Below are 19,874 nucleotides of genomic sequence, written 5' to 3'. Positions count from 1 at the left end.
GAGGAACCCACCATGCACCCCGACACGCACCTGCAGCTGCACGCCGTCCGCTCCGCCGAACTGCGCCACCAGGCCGACGAGTTCCGCTTCTCACTCCGCGTCCCCCGAAGGAACCTGCGGACCCGACTGGGCTGGACCATGGTCGAGTTGGGCCTGCGCCTGATACCGAACCGGCCCACACCGGCATTCCACTCGCCCCGTACGGCCTAGCACGATGGACGGGGGGAAGAACGCGCGGGACACCACACCCGCGGGCATGCGTGACCGCAGGCCGCTCGCATCCGTGCTGGCAGCCAACTCCATATCCACCGCCGGGACTTCACTCACCCTGATCGGGGTGCCGTGGTTCGTCCTGGAGACCACGGGCAGTGCGGGAAGGGCCGGTGTCGTCGCCTTCTGCGCGACACTGCCGATCGTCGTCTCGGCACTGATCGGCGGGCCCGTCATCGACCGGATCGGACGCCGGCGGGTCTCCGTCACCTCCGATCTGGTGTGCGGCGTCTCCGTCGCCGCCATACCGGTACTGCACTACGCGGACGCACTGGCGTTCTGGATGCTGTGCGCGCTGATGGCGGTCGGCGGACTCCTGCACACTCCCGGCAACACGGCGCGCTACGTCCTCGTACCGGATCTCGCCGAGCACGCCGGGACCACCCTCGCCCGCGCCGCCAGCCTCTTCGACGCAGTCTCGCGCGGCGCCCGGATGGTCGGGGCGGCGCTGGCCGGCGTACTGATCGCCCTGGTCGGCGCGGAGACCGTCCTGCTGCTGGACGCCGCGACGTTCCTGACGTCCGCACTGCTGATCGCGTCCGGGGTGCGAGGGGTCCGCGCGGCCGAACCGCGCAAGGCCGCCGAGCCGGTCACGCTGCGGGCGTACCGCACCGAACTGCGCGAGGGATACACCTACTTGCTGGGCAACCGGCTGCTGCTCGCGGTCGTGGTGATGGTCCTCTTCATGAACGGCACCGACCAGGGCTGGAACGCCGTCCTGCTGCCGGTGCACGCCTCCGCCGAACTGGGCGGGGCCAGGGACATCGGACTGCTCACCGCACTGTTCGGCGCGGGCGGGCTGACCGGGGCGCTGCTGTACGGGTGGTTCGGCCACCGCTTCTCGCGGCGGGCCGTGTTCACGGTGTGCGTGCTGCTGTGCGGTGCGCCCAGGTACGCGGTTGCGGCGCTGACCGGGACGACACTGCCGCTGGCCGTGACCATGGCGCTGAGCGGCATCGCGGGCGGGATGCTGAACCCGATCCTGACGACGGTGATCTACGGAAGCGTGCCCGACGAGCTCCGCAGCCGGGTCTCCGGGGTCCTCACGGCGGGCGGCGAACTCGCCATGCCGGTGGGCGGTCTCGCGGCCGGCCTGCTGGTGGAGAGCGCGGGCGCGCGGGGTGCGCTGCTGGCGATGGGCGGGGTGTACCTGCTGGCGACACTGAGCCCGCTGGTGTTCCCGGTCTGGCGCACGATGGACGGGGTGGGGAGCGAGGCCGAAGCCGGGGCTGGGACCGAGGCCGAAGCCGGGACCGGGGCCGAAGCCGGGACCGGGGCCGGGGCCGAGGGCTCGGTGGCGGCTGCTGCCGTGCCGTCACCGGCCCGCGAGGTCAGCAGCTCGGGACCTTGCGCCCCTGCTCCAGTGCCTGGAGCGAGGACACCGCGCTCTTCAGGGTCGTGACGGGGATCAGCTGGAGCCCCTTGGGCAGCTCGGCGCCCGCCTCCGTGCACTCGGCCTTCGGGACGAGGAAGACGGTCGCACCGTCACGGCGCGCGGCCTGAGTCTTCAGCGACACCCCGCCGACCGCCCCGACCTCGCCGTTCGCCTGGATCGTGCCGGTGCCCGCGACGGTCCGGCCACCGGTGAGGTCGCCGCCGGAGCCGTCGCCGTCGAGCTTGTCGACGATGCCGAGCGCGAAGAACAGGCCCGCGCTGGGGCCGCCCACATCGGCGAGGTGCAGGGTGACGTCGACCGAGCCCTTGGGCTTGCCGAGATAGTTCAGCGCCGCGTCGACGGCGGAGTTCTGCGACTTCCGCATGTCGTCGAGGTTGTGCTGCTCGATCTCCTTCTCGGAGCCGCCGGTCGGGTAGACGGATTCGCGGGGCAGGACCGCCCGGTCCGTCCGGAACCAGCTGTCGATCACATCGCCGGCACCGACGTCGGCGGTGGGCCCGGTCGCGACGATCGTCGTCATCCGCAGCTCGCCCCGGGTGGTGCGGGTGGGCGCGCCCTTGATGCTGATCACAGGGGTGCCGTGATCGCTCCCGAGCACGTTCGCGGTCGTGCCGGGCTGCGCCAGCGTGAACGGCAGCGGCGCGAAGGCGGCCACACCGAACAGGGCGACTACGGGCAGGGCGCACAGGGCGAGGGTGCGGGGGCGCGAGAGACGAGTGAGCACCCGCCCAATCTAACCACCGGGGCGGGTGGTGCGGGCCGTGCCCCGCCCCGGCCCGGCCCTACCTCAGCGCGTCCGCCACCTCGCGGGCCGCGTCCACGACCCGGGGACCGACCCGCTCGGGTACGGAATCGGCGAGCATCACCACGCCGACGCTGCCCTCGACCCCGGTCACCCCCACCAGCGCGGCCGCCGCCCCGCTCGCCCCGGCTTCCAGCTCGCCGTGGGTGAGGGTGAAGGCGGTCTCGCCCACCGGCTTCTGGCGGGCGGCGAGGATCGCACGGCCCGCGGCACCCCGGTCCAGCGGGTGGCGGAACCCGGCCCGGTAGGCCACGTGGTAGTCGGTCCAGGTCGGCTCGACGACCGCGACCGCCAGCGCGTCACTGCCGTCGACCAGCGTGAGGTGGGCGGTGGCCCCGATGTCCTCGGCGAGGGACCGCAGCGCGGGCAGCGCGGCTTCCCGTACGAGCGGATGCACCTGGCGGCCCAGGCGCAGCACGCCCAGGCCCACCCTGGCCCGGCCCCCCAGATCACGGCGCACCAGGGCGTGTTGCTCCAGGGTGGCGAGGAGGCGGTAGACGACGGTGCGGTTGACGCCGAGTTTGTTGGACAACTCGGTGACGGTCAGACCGTGGTCGGTGTCGGCGAGCAGCTTGAGGACCCGTAGTCCCCGGTCGAGCGTCTGGGAGGTCTCCGCGGTCACGACGCCCTCTCCTCTGGTGGTGAGCGGCGGCGGCTGGTTCCCACGGAATGTGCGCCGCCGGTCCCAGCGGCGACGCACGGAGAGGCCGCCGGCCTGGCCAAGGCACCGGCTGCGCTCCGCGGCGGCGTTGCCACGGGGCGTTCATTTTTTTGGACAGTAGCGAGCCAGTCCGCTCAGCGGAAGACCTCGTCCAGAATCCGGGCGCCGGTGGAAGTGGAGTTGCGGTGAAGAAGCATAAGCGCCGGTCAGTGAGGCGTCGGCCGAAACCTGGATGTCTACGCGCGTCCAGGTCGACCGACGCCTCGGCGACGCTCCGTATACCGGACGTGAACGGGCGTTAACTCACCGTGAACGACTGTTGCACAATCTTTCCGTTCACGAGCACCTCGCAGGCCCTGATCGCCCTCGTCGCCGGATCGCGGACGGTGAAGTTGAGGGCGAACGTGCCGTCGAGTCCGACGATCCGGGTGACATACGTGTCCGCGGTCTGCTTCCCGTCGGCGGTGCGGCCGGTCACCGACACCGTGGCGACGGGGGCGAAGCCCCGGCCGGTCACCTGGACCGCCGTGCCCACGGGCCCCTCGGGCGGCGAGAGCGCGAAGGCCGGCCCGGCCGGGACGGTCCCGTCCTGGACGGTGAACGCCGCCGTCTCGGTACGCGGGTTGACGAGGACCTCCCGGACCCGGATCGCGACGGTGTCGGTGGCGTTGACCGTGAAGGTCTGCGAGAACGCTCCGTCCAGCCCGACGACCTTCGTCCGCACCGGGTCGGACGTCTGCGATCCGTCGGCCCGCAGCCCGACGAGGGACACGGTGGCAACCTTCGCGAAGCCCTGGCCGAGAACGGTGACGGCGGTCCCCTTCGGCCCGGCCGACGGGGTGAGGACGACGAAGGACGGGGCGACGGTCAGCGGGGTGAGGGCCTGCGCTCCCCCGGCGGTGACCTGGAGCGCGTACACGGCGCGCGGGGTGGATCCGGCCACGGTGACCGTACCGGCGAGGGTTCCGTCGGCGTTGATCCGGAGGGTGGAGCCGCTGATCCGCGCGCTGTCGCAGGCGGTGCCGTCGGCGGCGCAGAGCGCGGCGGCGGGCGTCGTGCCGGTCGGCCAGTCGCCGCCGGAGAGGGTGATCGCTCCGCCGGGTTTGACCTTCGCGGCGCCCGCGGAGAGCGTCGCGGAGGCATCGGTCACGGTGAACGGGGTGGTCAGTACGGTGGCCGGGTCGTTGCCCTCGTCGACCTGGATCGAGGCGATGGCCGGGTCGGAGACGGTGAAGTCGACGCCGAACGTGCCGTCGGGGGTGCTCTTCACATAGACGGCGGTGTCGTCGAGCGTCGCCCCGCTCGCGTCCAGGCCGACGGTGTTGATCCACCGGTCCTGGAAGTAGTTGCTGCCGGTGACCCTGACGACGCTGCCGACCGGTGCGCCGGCGCGGGAGAGCGCGATGGCCCGGGGCCCGGTGGGCAGGAACGCCTTGACGGTCAGGGGCGCGGTCGCCTCCTTCGTACCGTCACCGACCTTCACCAGGTACGAGCCGTCGGGCACCGTGCCCGCCGCGGCGAGCACCGCGCTCCCGGTCAGCTCGCCCGAGCCGCTGATCGCGAGGGTGCTGGAGACGAACTTGCCGGTGTCGCAGCCGCCGCCGTCCGCCGCGCACAGCGACGGGACGGGGGTGGCGCCGGCGGTCCACAGGCTGCCGGACAGGGCGACCCCGGTGGACGGCCGGACTGCGGCGGTGGGCGCGGTCAGGGTGGCCGGATGCCCCGCGGTGCCCTCGGCGGTGACGGTGCCGATGGAGCCGCCGCCACCGGTCACGTCGCACGGGGTCTCATAGGTGGAGCCGAGCACCTTCGTACGCGTCAGATTGCGCACCGGTGTGAAGGAGATCGGTCCGCTCGCGTCGGCGGGGATGAGGAAGTCCCCTTCGTACGGCGGGATCTCGATGGGCTTCCCGGACGGGATGTCGAGGTTGATCTGGGGTCCGGTGACGGTGACCGTGCCGGTCGCCCCGCCCGACATGGCGAAGTCGATGCTGGGCGTGGTGGGCACGTCGCTCAGGCTGAGTCCGCTGGTGGCGGGCGACGGGCCGAGGGTGACTTTGGCGTGGACCTTGCCGCCCGGGTCGACGATGGCCGGCGAGAGGTCGACGCTCATCTGCTGCGGCCCGGTGGCCTCGCCCTGACCGGCCGGCAGGGTGCAGTGGACGGTCGGGGTGACGGTGCCCGCGTGGGCGACGGGGGCGAGCGCGACGGTTCCGCCGGTCCAGACGAGCACGGCCCCTGCGGTGAGGGCCATGGCACGACGCAGCGCCGCACCGGGTCCTTCCGTCCTTCTCGATCTCGGTCGGGCGAACATGTGGTTCCTCCATGACTGCGGGAATCCCGCGAATTCGGAAAGGGCGACGCCCGCCTGCTCCTTCGCGATACGGAGCAGGCGGGCGTCTCCGGGACTCTCCCCTGACGGATCTCAGAGAAGAGTGAGGGTCAGGGTGGCGCTGTAATCTCCGGGCCGGGTGAACGAGGGAACCGTCAGCGTGAGATCGGCGTCGGCGTCGAACCGGCCGCCGGTGAAGGGGCGCGAGCCGTCCGGATCCATCCGGCAGAGGCTGGCCGCCTCGCTCCCGAGCGAGGCGGGCGATCCTGCCACCGGCACGCCCACGCTCCCGTCCTGCGCCGTGCACGTGGGTGTCCACCGGACGGCGTCCGCCGGGATGGTGCCCCCGTCGGTGCTGGTGAAGCCGGTGAGGGTGGCGGTCAGCGACCAGCCGCTGTCGACGCCGCGGGCGTCCTCCACCTCGACCCGGTTGAGCCGGGAGCGCTGCACACCGCTGCCGGTGCCCAGGACCGTCGTACCGAAGTCGACGGTGTCGCCGTCCTGGACCATGGACAGTGTCCCGGCCCGGACCGAGGTGTTCAGCTTCTGGTCGGCGGTGCCGCCGTCCCCTCCCCCGTCCGTGGTGACGGTGAACGGGGCGGTCCGTACGGTGGCCGGGTCGTTGCCCTCGTCGGCCTGGACGGCGGCGACGGCATCGGAGATCACGGTGAACTCGACGGCGAAGGTCCCGTCCGGGCCGCTCTTGACGTAGACCGCGCTGTCGTCGAGCCCGGTGCCCGCCGCGTCGAGGCCGATGACGTTGATCCAGCGGTCCGGGTTGTAGTTCTTTCCGCCGACCGTGATCACGCTGCCGACCGGTCCGCTGCTCCGCGAGAGGGAGATCTCGCGGTCGCCGGCCGCGACGGCCTTGACGGTGAGGGGGGCGGTGGCCTCCTTCGTACCGTCGTTGACCTTCACCTCGTACGCGCCGTCCGGCACCGCCCCGGCCTCCGCGAGGGTGGCCGTGCCGTGCAGCGTTCCGTAGCTGTCGATGGTGAGGGTGTGGCTCTTGAACTTCAGCGGGTCGCAGCCGCCCCCGCCCGTCGCGCAGAGCGAGGGCACGGGGGCACCACCCGGCGTCCAGTCCGAACCACCCAGCGTCACGGGGGTGTTGGGGCGTACGGGATCGGCCGGGGCGGTCAGGGTGGCGGGCTCGGAGCCGGTGCCCTCGGCGGTGACGGTACCGATGGAGCCGCCCCCGCCGACCACGTCACAGGGTGTCTCGAAGACGGAGCCGAGCACCTTGGTCTGCGTCAGTGTGCGGACCGGGGCGAAGGAGATCTCCCCCGAGGCGCCCGCAGGGACCAGGAAGTCGCCCTCGTACGGCGGGAGTTCGATGGGCTTCCCGGCCGGGACGTCCATCGTGAACTCGGCGCCCCGCACGGTGACGGTACCGGTCGCCCCACCGGACATGGCGAGGTCGAGGCTGGGGATGGTCGGCACGTCCTCCAGCGCGAGCGCACTGGTGGCGGGGGACGGGCCGAGCGTGACCTTGGCGTGGACCTTGCCGCCCGGGGCGACGACCGCGGGAGAGAGTTCGACGGTCATCTCCTGCGGCCCGGTGGCCTCGCCCTGGCCGGCCGGCAGGACGCAGTGGACGGTCGGGGTGACCGTACCGGCGGCCCGCTGCCCCGCCTGCCGCGCATCCGGCGGCGCGGCCTGGGCGGTGGCCCCGGCGCAGCCCAGTGACAGTACGAAGCAGGCAGCGAGCAGACCGGTCACGCCGGATCTTCGTCGTCGAATCACCAGACACCCCTCCATGACCCATTGATTGCGCACATTGAGGAGGTCACGTGCGGAGAAGTCAAGAGAGAACTGACTGATCTTTATCTGAAATGCCCGAAAAGCATTTCCACGGGCACTTTAAGTGCACCTGTTGGCATCTCTTGACATCTTCGAAGGCCACAGTTTCACTGCACCCGACATGCCGGGCCCGGCACGCAGCTCCGCAAGAAAGATCGACTGCGATTCCCAAGGGTTCACACGATTCCCACGGTCCCCGCGATTCCCACGAATCCTGTGGATCTCGCGAATCCTGCGAATCCTGCGAATCTGCGGAATTCAACCGGAAGGAGTCCCCCGTCATGTCCATCACTTCAGTACGGTCGTCGACGGTACGGCCGCAGAACCGAAGACGCGTCCGTGTCCCGCTGGTGCTGGCCGCGGCCTGTTCCGCGGCCGCCGCGCTCGCCCTGGCGCCGACGGCCCAGGCGGTGACCCCGCTGACCGCGACGGCCACGTACGACTGCGGGACCTGGGGCAGCGGTCTCGCCACCCTGACCGCCGTCGACTCGGGCACGGCCAAGACCATCAAGATCACGTCCACGGCGATCACGATGCCGCTGGGCACCAGTGCCGACCCGAACAGCATCACGACGACGCTCAAGCTCACCAAGACCTCGGGCGGCGTCACCAGTCAGGTGCAGTTCTCCGGAAAGACCAACCCCGGCATGACCAGCCCCAACCCGATCACCCTGGGACCGCTGAAGCTCACCTCAGGCACCCTGGCGGCGGGTGACCGCACCGACTCCGTGGTGCTGTCCGGCCCGCCGAGCGCCACGAACTGGTCCCTGCAGATCGTGGCCTCGTCCCCGACGTCGGCCACGGTTCCGTGCGTGGCCACGGTCAACCAGTCCGCGGCGTTCGTCTGGTAGCCGTTCGTCCGGCAGCCGCATTCGATCCGCACGAACGACGCCGGCCCGGGACGGAGGCCACCACCCCCGCCCCGGGCCGGCACCCGCACGCCTCTGCCGCGTCACGGCACGCCCTGCGGGTGGCCCGCTCCCGCACCTTCCCGACGCCCTGCCGGACCTGCCTCGCTTGCCGTTGATCATTTCCATTCGTGGTCAACTCTTACGGCAACTGCACCGCCCCATTGATAAAGTGACGCACCGTATACCGCCCGCAAGAGCGACATACGGGAATCATTGGGACTGCGGGGAAGGTAATCACCAGTGGCATGGGACGAATGGGAGCAGCTGAAATCCGAGGCGGCGGAGAGACACTCGACTCAGATGCAATTGAACAAATTACCGGTCGAACCGGGCGGCGGAGGGCCGGTTCCCCAGGGCGACCTGAAGGTCGATCAGCAGGACCTGGCGGCTATCGGCAATACCGCGTACCGGATGTACGGAGATCTTGAGAAGGCCGGTGACCACGCCCGCGCCGCCACCCAGAAGGCCGCCGGGGGCCTCAAGACGGAGACCTTCGCCATGGGCGCGGCGCTCGATCACGTGGCGTCACGGTGGATCGACCAGGTCCGCTCCCTGCTGGATGCCTGCGCCCACATCTCGAACCACCTCGATTACACCAAGGGCGCCCACGCCGGCGACGAGGTCTACATCGGCACGACCATCAGCAACATCGACACGCTCGACAAGGGCTTCAGCGAGAGGCCGGGCCACTGATGGACCTGGATTCCCTGCGCTTCGCGAACTTCACCGACCTGGACGCCGCCATCACCGACTGGGGGCAGATGGTCGCCAAGCTCAAAGCCCTCCAGGGGGACGCCAAGGACGATCTCAAGGCCAAGTCGGACAAGGCGAACTGGGCCGGTGAAAACGCCACCGTGACCCGCGCTTTCGTGGACAAGACGGCCGGAGAGTTCGCTGACGCCCACACCCAGGCCGAAACCGTCACGAAGATCCTCACCGACACCCGTGGGGAACTCGTCGGCTACCGCACACAGCTCAACGACGCGATCCACCGCGGGGCGCAGAAGAACCTCACCGTCCAGGACCTGGGCGAGGGATCCTTCACCGTCACGATGAACATCCACCCCGACCGGGCGGCGAAGGGCACCACACTGCCCGAGCACACCCAGCAGGACGTCGACACGTTCCGGGACGAGATCCAGAGCATCCTGAAAAAGGCCACGGAGAGCGACACCTCGGCGGCGAAGGTACTCACCCTCATCGTCGACCAGGCCAAGTACGGCTTCTCCGACGCCAGTTACTCGGACCGCGACTCCGCGGCCAAGGCAGTGGCGGAGGCGGAGAGGATGGCGAAGATCCTCAAGAAGGACCCGCACGACGTCACGCTGACCGAGCTCGACACGCTCAACACCACCCTGGCCGCCTACAAGAACGACCCGCTCTTCGCCGAGCGCTTCGCCACGCAGGTGGAACCGAAGAAGGTCCTGGAGTTCTATGCCGGGATCGCCGACCCGTACCAGGGCTACGGGACCGACCGGGCCCGGATCGAGCAGGCGAAAAAGCTCCAGAAGAATCTCGGCATCACGCTGGGCACGGCCACGCTCTCCGACAGCGACGCGATGGAGCGCTGGGAGCGGCAGATGGTGCAGCTGGGCCCGGACCGGCTCGGCATCGACGACGCCACCGACCCGACGGGCTTCGGCGTCATGAGCAACCTCATGCGCTTCGGCGACTACGACGACCAGTTCCTCAACGACTACGGCGACAAACTCATCGCCTACGACAAGGAACACAACGTCAAGAACATGAGCCCCTGGATCAACAACTGGAATCAGGGAGACCTCAACTTCTACGGGGAGAACGACCGCGGCCGGGACCCGATGACCGGCTTCATGGAAGCCCTGGGCCACAACCCCGACGCCTCGACCCAGTTCTTCGCACAGCCCGACGGCGCGGGGGCGACGGTCGACAAGGAGAGCGAGGTGAACGATCACCTCAAGTACCTGACCAAGGACCGCATCTGGCTCCCGGACGCCACCTTCGGCGGCGACAGCAAGGTCGTCTCCGGCCATGACTCGCTCGGTCACGCCCTGGAAGCCGCCACCACGGGATACGCGTACGACGCCGACCCGATGTCCGGCAAGGACCCCATGGTCCCCGGCAGCAGAGACCACCGAACAGCTGCGACGGCAGGCGTCATGGAGCAGGTGGCGTTCCTGTACGGGAGCGAGGACGGCCCCAAAATGCTGCACGAGCAGTCACAACTGGCCGACAGCCTGGGGAAGATGGGCGCCGCGTACATCGACGACATCGACTACAGCCTGTCGGGTATCGGCGATGAGGCGAAGGACGACGGTACGTTCCCGGCGAAGTACCAGGGGCGAGCCAATTTCGGTAACGACGGCGCCATCAATTTTCTCAGCGTGCTGGGCCAGGATGAGACCTCGCACGGAGTGGTCACGTCCGCGCAGCACCTGTACACGCTCAGTGCGCTGGACGCCTACCCGGCCACGAGCGAGGCGAACGTCGGCAACGCGCACGACGCGCTCACCACGGGCGCCGAGGCCCGCGGCATCCTGGACCACTCGCGCGTGCAGCAGGCGGAGACCACGTACAAGGACGACGCCGATCAGGCCAACAAGTCTCTCGGCCGCTCCGGGGACTGGGTCAAGCTGGGCGCCGGCGTGGTGGTGGGAGGCGGAATCGCGGCGATCCCGCTGCCCGGCTCCACCGCCGCGGCCCTGGTGGTCGCTCCCATGGCGGCGGACACCGTCGGGGACATGGTGAATACATTCATCGGCCACGAGGTCGACAAGAGCATCGACGGCTCCGAGCAGGACGCCACCGAGAAGTCGCAGATGACAAGTCAGAAGTTCTACGGCGCGGGTGTGGCCCAACTGGGAGACGCCTACAACAACTATGTCGAGGCGAACCCCCGAATGGAGAAAGTCGGCGACGACCAGAACTGGACCCAGGACATCAAGAGCAGTTACCTCGGGACGGGGTCGCTTCAGGACGACTACCGCGGGCGCGCCCCGTACAAGGACTGACCACCATGAGACAGACAATCACCCGCACCAGGAGCGGAGCGTTCATGTGGGCGCCGGTCCGCTGGGCCGTGTGCGCGGCCCTCGTCGCAGGTGGGGCCACCGCATGCAGCAAGGACGACACCGGGACCGACAAGCCGGACGTGCTCTCCACATCGCAGGTCTGTGACGGAACGCTGACGTCGGCGGGTGCGGCCGCACTCAAGCACATCGGGGGCAAGGACGGATACACCGAGCCGGAAGATCCCGGGAGGTGGTCGCTGGAGTCGGCCGCGAAGGGCCTTCAGGAATCCGCGATCTCCCGCTACGAGTGCAGCCTGTATCCGGAGGGCGACAAGAGCGGACGTCCTTTGTTGACCATCGGGTTCATGGCGCGGCAGAGCCACCCGGACCCGATGGAGGCGGCAAAGGAAAAGGACCACGACCAGTTGTTCTACCCGCTCGGGGTGTACGCCTCCGCGACGGGGTACGAGGCCACTTCCCTATTCTTCGAATGCCCCACCAAGCGACCCGAAGGCGGCACCCCTTACGTGAAGGCCGAAATGTACTCGGCGAAGAACAAAATGAACGCCGACAGCACCGGCAAGGACCGCATGACGATCCTCAACGACATGTCCCGCGCCCTGGCCAAGGAACTCGGCTGCGCCGCCCAGGCGAAGCTGCCCGCCGAAGTACCCGACGCCCTGCCCGGATAACCGCGAGGCCCCCGGTGCGCGGGCGGATCGCTCCGCCCGCGCACCGGGGGCCGTAGGCACCGGCTCACCTCATCCGGGTGGCCCACTCCTGGACCTTCTCGATCCGCTGCTGGATCTGCCCGGCCGTGGCCTCCGCACTCGGCGGCCCCCCGCACACCCGCCGCAGCTCGGTGTGGATCACTCCGTGCGGCTTGCCGCTCTGGTGCGTGTACGCCGACACCATCGTGTTGAGCTGCTTGCGCAGTCCCAGCAGCTGCTTGTGGGTGACCACCGGCCGCGCCTCGGCCGGCTTCTCCAGCAGGTCGGCCTCCCCGGCCGGCTTCTGGCGGCTGTGCGCGATCTGCCGGGTCTGCCGCTTCTGGAGCAGCAGCTGCACCTGGTCGGGTTCCAGCAGCCCCGGAATCCCCAGGTAGTCCTGCTCCTCCTCGCTCCCGGGGTGTGCCTGCATGCCGAATTCGGCACCGTCGTACAGCACCCGGTCGAAGACCGCGTCGGATTCGAGGGCCTCGAAGGGCAGCTGCTCCTCGGTCTCCTCGTCCTCCAGCTTCTCGGCGTCGGCGAGGAGCCTGTCCTCCTCCGCGAACGGGTTCTCCTCGTCGCTGCCCTTCTTGGGCTTGTCGAGGACGTGGTCCCGCTCGACCTCCATCTCGTTGGCGAAGTCGAGCAGCATCGGAATGGTCGGGACGAAGACGGAGGCGGTCTCGCCGCGCCTGCGCGACCGTACGAAACGGCCGACGGCCTGCGCGAAGAAGAGCGGTGTGGAGATGGTGGTGGCGTACACGCCCACGGCGAGGCGCGGCACGTCGACGCCCTCCGACACCATGCGGACCGCGACCATCCAGCGCGATTCGTCCTCGCTGAACCGGTCGATCTTCTTGGACGCGGCCTTCTCGTCGGAGAGGACCACGGTGGCCTTCTCACCCGTGACCCTCTTGAGGATCTTGGCGTACTCGCGCGCCGACTCCTGATCGGTGGCGATGACGAGCCCGCCGGCGTCCGGAATGCCCTTGCGCACCTCGGTCAGCCGCTTGTCGGCGGCGCTCAGCACATTGGGGATCCAGTCCCCGGTGGGCGAGAGGGCGGTACGCCAGGCCTGCCCGATGGCGTCCTTGGTCATCGGCTCGCCGAGCCGGGCGGCGATCTCGTCACCGGCCTTGGTGCGCCAGCGCATGTTGCCGCTGTAGCTGAGGAAGATCACGGGCCGCACGACGCCGTCGGCGAGCGCGTTGCCGTAGCCGTAGGTGTAGTCGGCCGAGGAGCGCCGGATGCCGTCGTTCCCCTCCTCGTACACGACGAAGGGGATCGGGTTGGTGTCGGACCGGAACGGCGTACCGGTGAGCGCGAGGCGCCGGGTGGCCGGGTCGAACGCTTCCTGGCAGGCCTCGCCCCAGGACTTCGAGTCACCGGCGTGGTGGATCTCGTCGAGGATCACGAGGGTCTTGCGCTGCTCGCACCGGTTGCGGTGCAGCATCGGCCGGACGCCGACACCCGCGTAGGTGATCGCGACCCCGTGGTACTCCTTGCTGACGGGGCCCGCGCTGTACTCGGGGTCGAGCTTGATCCCTATCCGGGCCGCGGCCTCGGCCCACTGCTTCTTCAGGTGCTCGGTCGGCGCGACGACGGTGATCTGCTGCACCACGTGGTGGTGCAGCAGCCATGACGCGAGGGTCAGCGCGAAGGTGGTCTTCCCCGCGCCGGGGGTGGCGACCGCGAGGAAGTCGCGCGGCTGCTCCTGGATGTACTTCTCCATGGCGCCCTGCTGCCAGGCTCGCAGCTTTCCGGCCGTGCCCCAGGGGGCGCGGCCGGGGAAGGCGGGTGAGAGGTGGTGGGAGGCGGTAGTAGTCACGGTCTCCGGTTCGGGTCTCTCGGGTACGTGGGGCGCTGTCCGTACGGGCCGGGACGGACCGGTACGCGATACGACAACCGGGCCACCTTACCGGGGGGCCAGGCGTGAACCGCCTCGAACTACGCCGCCCCGCACGGAATTGCGATGGCCGTCACACGACGTCGACGACCAGCTCGCGCAGTCCTTGAGAGATGGCTTTCACCTCGTCCATTTCCCCGGTGGCCACCGCGATCACCAGGCGTTCCGCGGCATCGATGTCCGGGCGAAGATCGACCCCGTTCATCGCCAGGAAGGTCACGCACGACAGCCAGGCCATGCGTTTGTTGCCATCGAAAAGCGGACGGTTGATCGCCAAGGACTGCAGGAGCGCGGCAGCCTTGTCGATCGGGTCCGGGTAGGCCTCCTCGCCGAACATGGCCGCGGAGGGGCGGTGTGCCGCCGATTCGAGGAGCCCGGCATCGCGCACGACGATGTGCATGTCCGCGCAGGCGTGCTCGGCGATGACGAGGATGTCCTCGGAGGTCAGGTAGACACAGCTCACTTGAGCCGCTCCATGAGTTCGCTCCACTTGGCTGCCTGCTCCTTGGCCGTCTTGCGGACGATGGCTTGCTGAGCGGTTCTGGCCAGGTAGTCGTCGACGGCCTGCAGCAGTATGGCGTGCATGCTGGTCCCCTCCTGCTCCGCGCGCTGCTTGAGGGCTTCGGTCTGATCGTCACGAAGACGCAGGTTCATAGCCATACCAAAACGGTACCACCGAGTGGGGCCAAATTGGTACCAGCTACCATGCCCGCACCCGGGCCGCCACCCACGCCCCCATCAGCGCCACCCCCGCCATCGGCAGGAAGACCACCGCGAACGCCCCCGGATGCGACCCGGAGGCCCCCGCCTCCACCGCCCCGTGCACGGCCCCCACCGCACCGCCGCCGAGCGCGGCGAAGGCCGCACCGCCCGCGGCCAGCAGCAGGACGTTCGACAGCCCGTCGGAGATCTGGAGGGCGGCCGAGTTCGCGCCCGCCTCCTCCGGCGCCGACAGCTTCAGCAGCAGCACGCTCGTCGACGCGATCACCATGCCCATGCCGAAGCAGCCGAAGGCCCAGGCCACGGCCACGGTCCAGACCGGCACCGAGTCGATCAGCACGGACGGCGCGGCCGCTATCGCCGCGGCGACCAGCACCATGCCGCCCACCATCAGCCGTTCCCGGTACGGCTCAAGGCGCGGCCGGGACTGCACGTACGAGCCGAGCGCCCAGGTCGCTCCCCCGGCCGCGAGCGAGAGCCCGGCCATCGTCGGGCTCAGCCCGCGCTGGGTCACCAGCATCAGCGGTACGAACGACTCGGCGGCGATGAACGACCCGGCCGCCACCCCGCGCAGCAGCACCACCGAGGGCAGCCCGCGCGCCGCCCGGCCCGTGCCCGGGGGCAGCAGTCCGCGCACGGCGGGGACGAGCAGGGCAACCCCCGCGACGGCCGGAAGCAGCGCGAACCAGTTCCGCTCCTGCCCGGCGTACTGGAGCAGCCCCGCGCCCAGCGAGATCCCGAGCGCGAGCAGGATGCGGCGCCGGTCGTACGGTTCGACGGGCGCCGCCGGATCGGCCGGCCCGGACGCCCGGCGGCGGATCGCGGGCAGCGCGAGCGCCAGCGGGAACACCACGAGGACGGGGATGCCGACGAAGACCCACCGCCATCCCAGGTGCTCGGTCACGCTCCCGGAGGCGAGCGGCCCCACGACGGACGGGATCACCCAGCTCGCGGCGAACGCGGCCATGATCGACGGCCGCAGACGCTCCGGATACGCGCGGCTGATCACCACGTACAGCGCCACGATCACCAGCCCGCCACCGAGCCCCTGGACGGCCCGCCCCGCGACGAACATCCACATCGTCCCGGCGGTCCCGGACAGCAGCAGCCCCGCCCCGAACGCGCTGATCCCGGTGGCCAGCGGCCCCAGTGGCCCGCGCCGGTCCGCCCACTGCCCGGAGAGGACCATGGCGAACAGACTGGTGGTGAAGTACGCCGAGAACGCGAACGCGTAGAGCGGTACGCCGTGCAGCTCACGGGCGGCAACCGGCATCGCGGTCCCCACGGCCGTCGCCTCGAAGGCGATCAGGAACACGACGGAGACGATGCCGACGCTGAGCGCCCGGTACGTCCGCCCGAGCACCCCTCCGGTTTCGGCGGACGGGGTCGGTATCACCGCATCGGCGGCGGTGCCGGCATCGGTACCGGCGTCTCGTGGTTCCAGGGCACTCATGAGCCCAAGAGTAAGGGGCAAGATCTCCTATGGCCCCTGTCGCGAGACGGTCCCTCGCTCGTCTGTTGGTCGTAGGACCGCGCCGCGCCGGCCGGCGGCGGCAGCGGCGGCGGCGGCGGCGGCGGCGGCGGCAGGACCCGATCGTGAACGCGGTGTGGCAGTCACGTTGCGGCCCGCCCCGCACTCTTGAGCGGCGAGGACACCCGGCCCTACGGTCGGACCACGACGAGGAACACACGGCCGTGTGCCCGAGTGGTTCAGGGGCTCGACTGCAACTCGAGTTACACCGGTTCGAATCCGGTCACGGCCTCGTAGACGAAGCCGCCCGCCCCGGGGAATTTCCGGGGCGGGCGGCTTTTCCTGCTACTTCGGATCGCGGTTGAAAACCGCCTTCGACCAGAAGTAGCCGAGCACGGTGAGGCCCAGGCACCAGGCGACGGCGAGCCACCCGTTGTGGCCGATCTCGCTGCCCAGCAGCAGCCCGCGCAGGGTCTCGATGGCCGGGGTGAACGGCTGGTACTCGGCGATCGGCTGGAACCAGCCCGGCATCGCGTCGACCGGGACGAAGGCGCTGGAGATGAGCGGGAGGAAGATCAGCGGCATCGCGTTGTTGCTGGCCGCCTCGGCGTTCGGGCTGACCATGCCCATCCCGACCGCGATCCAGGTGAGCGCCAGGGCGAACAGTGTGAGCAGCCCGAATGCCGCGATCCACTCCAGGACGGTGGCGTCGGTGGAGCGGAAGCCGATGGCCACGCCGACGGCACCCACGAGGACCACGCTGGCGATCGACTGCAGCACGCTGCCGATGACGTGCCCGGTGAGCACGGAGCTGCGGTGGATCGCCATCGTGCGGAAGCGGGCGATGATGCCCTCGGTCATGTCGTTGGAGACGGAGACCGCGGTGCCGATCGTGGTGCTGCCGATGGTCATCAGCAGGAGCCCCGGCACGAGGTAGGCGATGTACTCGGAGCGATCGGCGCCGCCGCCGCCGATGCCCGCGCTCATCACGTCGCCGAAGACGTAGACGAAGAGCAGCAGCAGCATGACCGGCGTGAGCAGCAGATTCAGCGTCATGGACGGGTAGCGCCGCGCGTGCAGCAGATTCCGCCGCAGCATCGTGGACGAGTCGCGCACGGCGAGGGAGAGGGAGCTCATCGGACATCCTCCTTGGACTGGCGGGGCTGGCTGATCTGGCCGGTCTGGTCGGTCTGGCTGCGCTGGCTGGGCACGGTGGAGCCGGTCAGGGCGAAGAACACGTCGTCGAGGTCGGGGGTGTGCACGGTCAGCTCGTCCGCCTCAATGCCGGCCGAGTCCAGCCAGTCCAGGAGGGAGCGCAGCTCGCGCTGGCTGCCGTCGCTGGGAATCTGCAGCGCGAGCGCCTCGTCGTCCCGGGTGACGTCGCGCAGCGCGACGGCGGCGCTCTGGTACGCGGCCGGGTCGGTGAACCGCAGCCGCACGTGCCCGCCCGGGATGAGCCGCTTCAGCTCCTCGGCGCTCCCCTCTGCGACGATCTTGCCGTCGTTCAGCACCGCGATGCGGTCGGCGAGCTCGTCGGCCTCGTCCAGGTACTGGGTGGTGAGGAAGACGGTGACGCCGTCGGAGACGAGCGCGCGGATGATCTGCCACATGTTGTGGCGGCTGCGCGGGTCGAGGCCGGTGGTCGGCTCGTCGAGGAAGATGATCCGCGGGTTGCCGACGAGGGTCATGGCGATGTCGAGGCGGCGCTTCATGCCGCCGGAGTAGCTCTGGGCGGGCTTCTTGGCGGCGTCGACGAGGTCGAACCGCTCCAGGAGTTCGGCGGCGACCCGCCGCCCCTCGCGCTTGGAGAGATGGTGCAGGTCCGCCAATAGGAGCATGTTCTCCTCGCCGGTGATCAGCCCGTCGACGGCAGAGAACTGGCCGGTGACACCGATCGCGGCCCGTACCCCGTCCGGTGACGTGGCGACGTCGTGGCCCGCGACCCGGACCTGCCCGCCGTCGGCGGTGATGAGCGTGGACAGGATCTTCACGGCGGTGGTCTTGCCGGCGCCGTTCGGCCCGAGCAGCGCGAACACGGACCCGGCCGGGATGTGCAGATCGATGCCGTCGAGCACGGTCTTGTCGCCGTACGACTTGCGCAGACCGACGGCGGAGACGGCGGCCGGCGACGGGTGACCGTCACCCTGCCTTGATGCGGGCATGACAGAAGAAGGCATGGGGCCCTCCCAATCGAAGGCTGAAGTGGTTGGGGAGTGAGTCGAGTGAGTGAGTCGGGGCCGGTTCTTCCGGGGTCAGACCTTGGCGCGGCGGACGTCGATGTTGCCGTACCGGGTGCGGGCGCGGACCTCGACGGTGTCCTCGCTCTCCCCCGGGGTCTCGGACGCGGCGAGCGTGTTGCGCACCTGCCCGGAGCCCGAGCGGACGTCGAGCCAGGCGGCCGTGCCCTCGCGGACGCCGACCTCGATGGCACCGTAGGAGGTCTCCAACTGGACGGTGCCGCGGGCCACTTCACCCACGCGCAGAGTGCCGTGGGCGGTGGTGGCGGTGACCGAGCCCTCGGCGCGCCGGATCTCGATGTCGCCGTTGGCGCCGCTCACCCGCAGCTCGCCGGTCGCGGCGCCGACGGTCGTGGTGCCGTGCGAGTTCTTCAGGACGGCGGGGCCGTCGACGACACCGACGCGCAGGCTGCCGGAGCTGGTGGTGATCTCGGCCATGCCCTCGACCCGGTCCACGGTGATCGAGCCGTGCGACGCGGTCAGCCTCAGCGGGCCGGTCGTGTCGAGGCGGACGTCGCCGGCCGAGGTCTTCACGCGGACCTCGCCGAACCGGCCCTCGCCGAGCACCTGGGCCCAGGCGCCGGTCATGTCGATGCGCGAGCCCGTGGGCAGTTCGACCGTCACGTCGACGGTGCCGGTGCGGCCGAACAGATTGGACTTGGGCGTCCTGACGGTCAGTACGCCACTCGCGTACGTGACCTCGGTCTGGCCGGCCGCCCGTACGTCCTGGTCCCGCTTCGGGTCGCGGGGCCGCACCTCAACGACGGTGTCGAGGCGGTCACCCGCGGTGAACTGGATGGAACCGGCATCCACGTGCGCCGTGGCCGAGATCGGTTCAGGAGTGTCGAAAGAAGGCATGGCTGTCCCGTCCTCTTGGGTCTTCAGGACGTCCCCGCTGGTGGGACGCGGTCTGGGTGAAGTGGTGGGGTGGGGGCGCGACCAAGGGCTGTCCCGTCAGCGCACCCAGCCCGTGAAGCCCTGTCCGACGGTCCGGGCCTTCTCCGTCGTACGCGGCCGGGCGCCGCCGTCGACCGCGGCCGACACGGCCCGCACCAGCCACGCGTTGACCGACAGGCCCTCGCGGCTCGCGGCCTCCTCGGCGCGGGTCTTGAGATGGGCCGGCAGGCGCAGGTTGACGCGGGCGGTGCCGCCCTCGTCGCCGTCGGCCGGGGCCGGGGCCTTGAGCGGCTCGACGGGCACGGCCGGCCCCGCAGGGGCGCCGCCGTCGGTGGGCGGCGGCGTCACCACGAAGTCGGGGTCGAGCCCACGCAGCCGTACATCGACCGAGCCGGGGGCGAGTTCGCGGGTGATCTCGTCCGTCGCGGCGGAGAGCACGTTGAGCATGGTCAGCCGGGCCGCCGACTCCAGCGGAGCGGTGAGCCTCGCCGCCAGCTCGCGGGCTTCCTCGCCGCCGGCCTCGGCGGCCACCGCGAGTTCGCGGCGGAGGGTGTCGACATACGGGGTGAGGTCCATGACGCCATGATGGCACCACAATGGCGTCACCCGCAAGGCGTGAGGGAACATTCTTGGGCCGACATCCGGCACAACTGCGCTGACCTGCGAAAACGTCTTGGCATCTATCTCCTTGACCGTGACACCACGCACGCGCCAGCGCCTGACGGAGCACGGAAGGGCCCCGGATGGCGCCGGGTGACGCCGTACGGC

At 70.1% G+C, this 19,874-nt stretch carries 18 protein-coding genes and 1 tRNA gene; 7 read left to right on the top strand and 12 right to left on the bottom strand.

Annotation, left to right across the window (positions count from 1 at the left end):
• Positions 1-12 precede the first annotated feature (12 nt).
• Positions 13-210: a hypothetical protein gene (locus ACFVT1_RS24995; protein WP_389799246.1), complete on the top strand. Its 198-nt coding sequence runs from the start codon at positions 13-15 to the stop codon at positions 208-210.
• A 46-nt stretch (positions 211-256) separates the two neighbouring features.
• Entirely contained in the window at positions 257-1,672 is a 1,416-nt protein-coding gene (locus ACFVT1_RS24990; protein ID WP_389799244.1) for an MFS transporter, read from the top strand.
• Here ACFVT1_RS24990 and ACFVT1_RS24985 read toward each other — a convergent pair.
• The 4 genes from ACFVT1_RS24985 to ACFVT1_RS24970 form a co-directional block, all read right to left on the bottom strand.
• Positions 1,602-2,390: a S16 family serine protease gene (locus tag ACFVT1_RS24985; protein WP_389799242.1), complete on the bottom strand. Its 789-nt coding sequence runs from the start codon at positions 2,388-2,390 to the stop codon at positions 1,602-1,604. The two genes, ACFVT1_RS24990 and ACFVT1_RS24985, sit on opposite strands and share 71 nt — an antisense overlap.
• A 58-nt stretch (positions 2,391-2,448) precedes the next feature.
• Positions 2,449-3,090 carry an IclR family transcriptional regulator gene (locus ACFVT1_RS24980; protein WP_124723277.1) on the bottom strand — a complete coding sequence of 214 codons (642 nt, stop codon included), beginning with the start codon at positions 3,088-3,090 and terminating at the stop codon, positions 2,449-2,451.
• A 337-nt stretch (positions 3,091-3,427) separates the two neighbouring features.
• On the bottom strand, positions 3,428-5,383 hold the full coding sequence (locus tag ACFVT1_RS24975; RefSeq protein WP_389799240.1) for a hypothetical protein: 1,956 nt from the start codon (positions 5,381-5,383) through the stop codon (positions 3,428-3,430).
• A 171-nt stretch (positions 5,384-5,554) separates the two neighbouring features.
• On the bottom strand, positions 5,555-7,183 hold the full coding sequence (locus ACFVT1_RS24970) for a hypothetical protein (RefSeq protein ID WP_389799237.1): 1,629 nt from the start codon (positions 7,181-7,183) through the stop codon (positions 5,555-5,557).
• Between the two features lie 362 nt (positions 7,184-7,545).
• Between ACFVT1_RS24970 and ACFVT1_RS24965 the strand changes: the two genes are divergently transcribed.
• The 4 genes from ACFVT1_RS24965 (at position 7,546) to ACFVT1_RS24950 (ending at position 11,857) form a co-directional block, all read left to right on the top strand.
• On the top strand, positions 7,546-8,115 hold the full coding sequence (locus ACFVT1_RS24965; RefSeq protein ID WP_389799235.1) for a hypothetical protein: 570 nt from the start codon (positions 7,546-7,548) through the stop codon (positions 8,113-8,115).
• 300 nt (positions 8,116-8,415) lie between these two features.
• On the top strand, positions 8,416-8,868 hold the full coding sequence (locus tag ACFVT1_RS24960; RefSeq protein ID WP_389799234.1) for a hypothetical protein: 453 nt from the start codon (positions 8,416-8,418) through the stop codon (positions 8,866-8,868).
• Positions 8,868-11,165: a hypothetical protein gene (locus ACFVT1_RS24955; RefSeq protein WP_389799231.1), complete on the top strand. Its 2,298-nt coding sequence runs from the start codon at positions 8,868-8,870 to the stop codon at positions 11,163-11,165. The genes ACFVT1_RS24960 and ACFVT1_RS24955 overlap by 1 nt, the downstream gene beginning before the upstream one ends.
• A 5-nt stretch (positions 11,166-11,170) precedes the next feature.
• Complete coding sequence (locus tag ACFVT1_RS24950; RefSeq protein ID WP_389799229.1) at positions 11,171-11,857, top strand: hypothetical protein; 687 nt, start codon at positions 11,171-11,173, stop codon at positions 11,855-11,857.
• 64 nt (positions 11,858-11,921) lie between these two features.
• On the opposite strand, the gene ACFVT1_RS24945 is transcribed toward ACFVT1_RS24950, so the two are convergent.
• From ACFVT1_RS24945 to ACFVT1_RS24930, 4 genes are all read right to left on the bottom strand, one after another.
• The gene (locus ACFVT1_RS24945) at positions 11,922-13,703 is read right to left on the bottom strand and encodes a DEAD/DEAH box helicase (RefSeq protein ID WP_389799227.1); all 1,782 of its coding nucleotides are present in this window, start codon (positions 13,701-13,703) and stop codon (positions 11,922-11,924) included.
• 151 nt (positions 13,704-13,854) lie between these two features.
• The gene (locus ACFVT1_RS24940) at positions 13,855-14,244 is read right to left on the bottom strand and encodes a type II toxin-antitoxin system death-on-curing family toxin (protein WP_389799224.1); all 390 of its coding nucleotides are present in this window, start codon (positions 14,242-14,244) and stop codon (positions 13,855-13,857) included.
• Complete coding sequence (locus ACFVT1_RS24935; protein ID WP_026290595.1) at positions 14,241-14,441, bottom strand: ribbon-helix-helix protein, CopG family; 201 nt, start codon at positions 14,439-14,441, stop codon at positions 14,241-14,243. Before ACFVT1_RS24935 ends, ACFVT1_RS24940 begins: the two co-directional genes overlap by 4 nt.
• Before the next feature lie 40 nt (positions 14,442-14,481).
• Positions 14,482-15,954 (bottom strand): MFS transporter, encoded by a 1,473-nt coding sequence (locus ACFVT1_RS24930; protein WP_389799222.1) that lies wholly within the window; start codon positions 15,952-15,954, stop codon positions 14,482-14,484.
• Positions 15,955-16,192: 238 nt separating this feature from the next.
• Between ACFVT1_RS24930 and ACFVT1_RS24925 the strand changes: the two genes are divergently transcribed.
• Positions 16,193-16,264 (top strand) — tRNA-Cys (locus ACFVT1_RS24925).
• 53 nt (positions 16,265-16,317) lie between these two features.
• Here ACFVT1_RS24925 and ACFVT1_RS24920 read toward each other — a convergent pair.
• The 4 genes from ACFVT1_RS24920 to ACFVT1_RS24905 all read right to left on the bottom strand — a co-directional run bounded on the left by ACFVT1_RS24920 (position 16,318) and on the right by ACFVT1_RS24905 (position 19,682).
• Positions 16,318-17,109, bottom strand: a complete 792-nt coding sequence (locus tag ACFVT1_RS24920; RefSeq protein WP_389799219.1) for an ABC transporter permease — start codon at positions 17,107-17,109, stop codon at positions 16,318-16,320.
• Positions 17,106-18,134 (bottom strand): ATP-binding cassette domain-containing protein, encoded by a 1,029-nt coding sequence (locus tag ACFVT1_RS24915; RefSeq protein WP_389799217.1) that lies wholly within the window; start codon positions 18,132-18,134, stop codon positions 17,106-17,108. The genes ACFVT1_RS24920 and ACFVT1_RS24915 overlap by 4 nt, the downstream gene beginning before the upstream one ends.
• A 90-nt stretch (positions 18,135-18,224) precedes the next feature.
• Positions 18,225-19,067: a DUF4097 domain-containing protein gene (locus ACFVT1_RS24910; protein ID WP_389799214.1), complete on the bottom strand. Its 843-nt coding sequence runs from the start codon at positions 19,065-19,067 to the stop codon at positions 18,225-18,227.
• Positions 19,068-19,163: 96 nt separating this feature from the next.
• The gene (locus ACFVT1_RS24905; protein ID WP_389799211.1) at positions 19,164-19,682 is read right to left on the bottom strand and encodes a hypothetical protein; all 519 of its coding nucleotides are present in this window, start codon (positions 19,680-19,682) and stop codon (positions 19,164-19,166) included.
• Positions 19,683-19,874: the final 192 nt, after the last annotated feature.

The organism is Streptomyces sp. NPDC057963 (assembly GCF_042887155.1).
GTDB lineage: Bacteria > Actinomycetota > Actinomycetes > Streptomycetales > Streptomycetaceae > Streptomyces.
This window is presented reverse-complemented; position numbering and strand designations above follow the sequence as displayed.

Excerpts from the sequence above, each read along its gene's own strand:
- ACFVT1_RS24975 (WP_389799240.1), bottom strand. The coding sequence starts at position 5,383 with ATGGCCCTCACCGCAGGGGCCGTGCTCGTCTGGACCGGCGGAACCGTC.
- ACFVT1_RS24965 (WP_389799235.1), top strand. The coding sequence starts at position 7,546 with ATGTCCATCACTTCAGTACGGTCGTCGACGGTACGGCCGCAGAACCGA.
- ACFVT1_RS24915 (WP_389799217.1), bottom strand. The coding sequence starts at position 18,134 with ATGCCCGCATCAAGGCAGGGTGACGGTCACCCGTCGCCGGCCGCCGTC.
- ACFVT1_RS24910 (WP_389799214.1), bottom strand. The coding sequence starts at position 19,067 with ATGCCTTCTTTCGACACTCCTGAACCGATCTCGGCCACGGCGCACGTG.
- ACFVT1_RS24950 (WP_389799229.1), top strand. The coding sequence starts at position 11,171 with ATGAGACAGACAATCACCCGCACCAGGAGCGGAGCGTTCATGTGGGCG.
- ACFVT1_RS24955 (WP_389799231.1), top strand. The coding sequence starts at position 8,868 with ATGGACCTGGATTCCCTGCGCTTCGCGAACTTCACCGACCTGGACGCC.
- ACFVT1_RS24930 (WP_389799222.1), bottom strand. The coding sequence starts at position 15,954 with ATGAGTGCCCTGGAACCACGAGACGCCGGTACCGATGCCGGCACCGCC.
- ACFVT1_RS24905 (WP_389799211.1), bottom strand. The coding sequence starts at position 19,682 with ATGGACCTCACCCCGTATGTCGACACCCTCCGCCGCGAACTCGCGGTG.
- ACFVT1_RS24935 (WP_026290595.1), bottom strand. The coding sequence starts at position 14,441 with ATGGCTATGAACCTGCGTCTTCGTGACGATCAGACCGAAGCCCTCAAG.
- ACFVT1_RS24995 (WP_389799246.1), top strand. The coding sequence starts at position 13 with ATGCACCCCGACACGCACCTGCAGCTGCACGCCGTCCGCTCCGCCGAA.
- ACFVT1_RS24990 (WP_389799244.1), top strand. The coding sequence starts at position 257 with ATGCGTGACCGCAGGCCGCTCGCATCCGTGCTGGCAGCCAACTCCATA.
- ACFVT1_RS24920 (WP_389799219.1), bottom strand. The coding sequence starts at position 17,109 with ATGAGCTCCCTCTCCCTCGCCGTGCGCGACTCGTCCACGATGCTGCGG.